A 3764-nucleotide genomic window follows, 5' to 3' on the forward strand; every position below is an offset into this window, starting at 1 on the left:
CCCGCGATAACCATCACGGGCCTTGTTACCGATCAGTGCCAGTTGGCTGCCAGTACAGGTTGCAGCCGCTGTTGCTCGACATCACCGAGCATGGCCGTCGCCGGTGCTGGGGGCGCGAAGGCAGCCATAGCCTGGACAAGGTGTTCGACATCACTATCCATCAACCGATGACCATCACCCGCCATGATGCTACCGGCTCGTTCGGTAGGACTGGCATACCCATTATGCAGCGTGACCTCCTGCTTGCTGCCAATGACCGAAATTTGCAGATCCTGTCCTTCATGCTGGAACCACAGACGTTCAGGGCTGATGTCCTTTCCAAACACCAAGTTCCCCATCTCACCATTAAACGCCAAATCGTTGTCCCCATGCCCGATAACGTTGCTACCATGACCTAACGTGATATCGGCAAAACGGCCCATCACATTCACCTTATTGTCACCGTTGCCGGCAACTATTTTGCTCTCCATCGCTTCCACATTGATAAGGGGAATGCTCACTGGCTTCCTCGGGGGAATACTCATCGGCTTCAGGTCGATAGAGGGAAGCGGTAAAGGCTTATCAACATCAAGGGGGGCGACAATGGGTGTCAATGAGCCCGGTACAGTCACCGTCGGTTTATCGGAAGATGGCGTCACCACCGGCCCAACCGTTGGCACCAAATCCGGCCCCGGCTCCGCAAAGAGGAAATCGGCTGCATCGACCTGCGAAATATCTAGGGTATCGAGATATAGCAGCTTCACCTTTGAATCAGTACCGCTGACCCCATTAAAGGTAACGTCAACGCCATGAATTTGTGACAGGCCGTTGATCGTGCCACGATGGCTCTTAGTGATTGTGAGCTGGCTGAAATCAGTGATCCCGACTTGACGCAAATCAATTTTATCAAGGCCGTGACGAAAACCACGTAATGCATTCTGGTAGTTCTTGACACCCTGTTGGGCTGCCACCACAAAAACGTCTGATGCCGCACTGTCATGACTATAGAGCGTCCCATTCAGACTAAATTTCATCTGACCCTGAGCATCAGTAGTGAGCGTCACCCCCTTGCCGCCGCCCTTAAGGATCACGGTTCCCAAGCCTTCTTGTGGCTGGCGCGTTGAGGCGTCACTACCCGTGTAAGCCATCGGAGCGATAAAGGTGTTCTGGAACGTGAAGTTCGACGCACCGATCCCGGCGAGTGTCTGATTTTTCAGGATAATGCTCTGCCCCTGACCCAGATCGACCTTAACATCCGCCCCTTGCGGCGTCAGCAACAGATCGGCAAACGTTTTTCCACCCAATCCGACCAGATCGATGATTTCGCCACGAGCCGCCTCGAAGTGGCTAATGATATCGCTGCCGGCCTCACGGCGGTGGACCACAAAGAAGTCCTTGCCCGCCCCCCCTGCCAGGGTGTTGTTTCCACGCCCGCCATCAAGCAAGGCATCGGCATTACCCGCGACTAGCGTGTCGTTGCCATCACCGGTGACGATATTCTGAATGCCCGACGGATCCTTTATCGTCAACGCTGCACCGCCAATGCGGGCAACACCGGTCAGCAAGTTGACTGACGTATCCCGCGAAACAGCCGCCGCATTGAGGGTATTACGCCCACCCGCCACGCCATTAGCGGCGTCATCCAGCACCGCGCGGTTGGCCTGTCCGACCACCGACGGGATATATTCGTCGGTGTAAAAGTAAGTGTCATCCGGGGTGCTTTTGCTGCCGTACAAACGTAGCGACCAGGCATTGAATGTGACCGGCAGGCCGGAATTCGCATCGGTCACCTGTAGGGTCCAGTTGCCAGCCGAGCGTTCACCCAAATCATGGGTCGACATAAAGCTGTACTTGAACGTCCCCGACTGGCTACTCCCCCAATCGCTCGCACTCGCGCCCGGCATACCGTCTGGAACCTTACCCTGACGATTGAGCAATAGGCTCTGAGTGCCATCCGGCGAGATCAATTTGAGCGTCAGATCGCCAAGACGGCCTACCTGAGCGTCAAAATCGATCTCAACATGCTCGACATTCAGACCGGCATTCATGGCAATAGACGACGTCAGCGTCTCACCCGCCGCCAGGGTTTTCCCCAGAGGACCGCTGGATGCGCTATAGACGTACTCGTTGGCCGCGGTGCTTTGAGTCATCCAAGACTCGGCCAAGCGAACCGCGGCTCGCGCATCGACTTGACCGAAACCGTAATCGTTGCTGGTATGCATGCCGCCGCCATTCCAGCTATGGCGGCTATTATCGCGCCATGCGGTAGAGGGGTCATTAATCTTACGAGCAGACAGAGCAAGGATCTGCTGCACATCCCGATAGCCTAAGTTCGGGTTGGCCTCCAGCATCAACGCAACAACACCGGAGACTATCGGCGCGGCAAAGCTGGTGCCCTGCATGCTGGTGTAGTCATTGCCAAACGTTGAGCCACGGTCGGTTTTCAGCATATAACTGGTCGACACGACATTGCTGCCCGGTGCCGAAACCAACAGGCTGGCTCCCGGGTTGGAAAAGGGTGAGGAGCCAATCTGCAACGTCGATAAATCGCCCTGTGCGTTGATTGCACCGACTTCCACCGAAAAACGGTTGTTATTGGTCAGTGACCCTTGAGCATTGCCGCCTTCTGCACGATGGTTGCCGCCCGCCGCCACGATGACGGTCCCCAATCCGCCACGACCATTAGCCGCCGCGTACTGCGCATTCAGGCTCAGCGACGCGGCCGTATTGATAGCGCCGTCCTGAAAGCTGCTGAGTGCAAAATCGTCGGTAAACCCCCAGCTATTGTTGGCAATGTCAAAACTGACCATATGCCCCAGTCCCGCAAGATCGGCACCGTCATTAGCCAGATAATAGCCGCCCAACGTCGCCTCATAGGCCACCCCGACACCCCCGGCATTATTCTTCGCCGCGACCATCACACCCGCCACCATTGTCGCGTGGTTGGAAACCACGTTCGGCAAAGTGCCATGGGTTTGTTGAGTCTGCAACCAGGTTTTATCAACATTCGCCGCAAGGTCGGGGTGATTGATATCAAAGATTTCGGGCGCGGTGGCGAATTGACCACCTGGCTCGAACTGACCAATACGTACGCCCTTACCGGTGTAGTCCTTCCAGACCGGCAGAATGTTGGCATCACTCAGATACCATTGCTGAGCCGTCAAGGGATCAAGCGGGACTTCCGGGGTCAGTAATGTCGCCACGGCGCGCATCGGCGCGGTTTCCCCACTGCGCAGATCGACGACCGACGCTGACGGATTACCGGCTGCATCAGTGACACCATATTTAAAGCTAATGACACCGGTGTAATCTGCCTCCGGCGTAAACAAGACATCGCCCTGAGCGGTGAGGCTGACCGTACCGCCTGTCGCCTCCCCAACATTGGCAATGCGCAGGGCACCCTGACTGTTAAGGGGTTGATCGTTAGCCAACAGACTGTCGGCGGCAATCAGATGAGGCTGAGTACGATCAAAAACCTTGCCGTCTTTATCGTGAGTGAGGACATCCTCGACAGGCATCGCATTGGGTGTTTGTAAATCCACCGCCGAAATATCCGCGAAATTGAGTTTCTGGATATTTTTCAGCGTGACCGTGCCGTCACGCCCGGCGACCTTGTCAGCCACTACATATCCTCCGTCGGTACGGGTAATTTGGTAGTCGCCGTGGTTACCGTGCAGGCTGACTATATTGACCCCACCGTCCCCATCAATCGTTGCACTCCCGTGACCCACTTCGATCACGTCGTCACCCACACCGCCGAAAATCTTATCGTCCCCGCCACCGGC

1 protein-coding gene is annotated in these 3764 nt (G+C 56.1%); it reads right to left on the minus strand.

The window, feature by feature from the left end:
* Positions 1–32 precede the first annotated feature (32 nt).
* A complete protein-coding gene (locus tag EAE89_RS22445; RefSeq protein WP_339423550.1) occupies positions 33–3602 on the minus strand; it encodes a S8 family serine peptidase in 3570 nt (1189 codons plus the stop codon).
* Positions 3603–3764: the final 162 nt, after the last annotated feature.

It is taken from the genome of Photorhabdus heterorhabditis (assembly GCF_018448905.1).
GTDB classification, from domain to species: domain Bacteria; phylum Pseudomonadota; class Gammaproteobacteria; order Enterobacterales; family Enterobacteriaceae; genus Photorhabdus; species Photorhabdus heterorhabditis.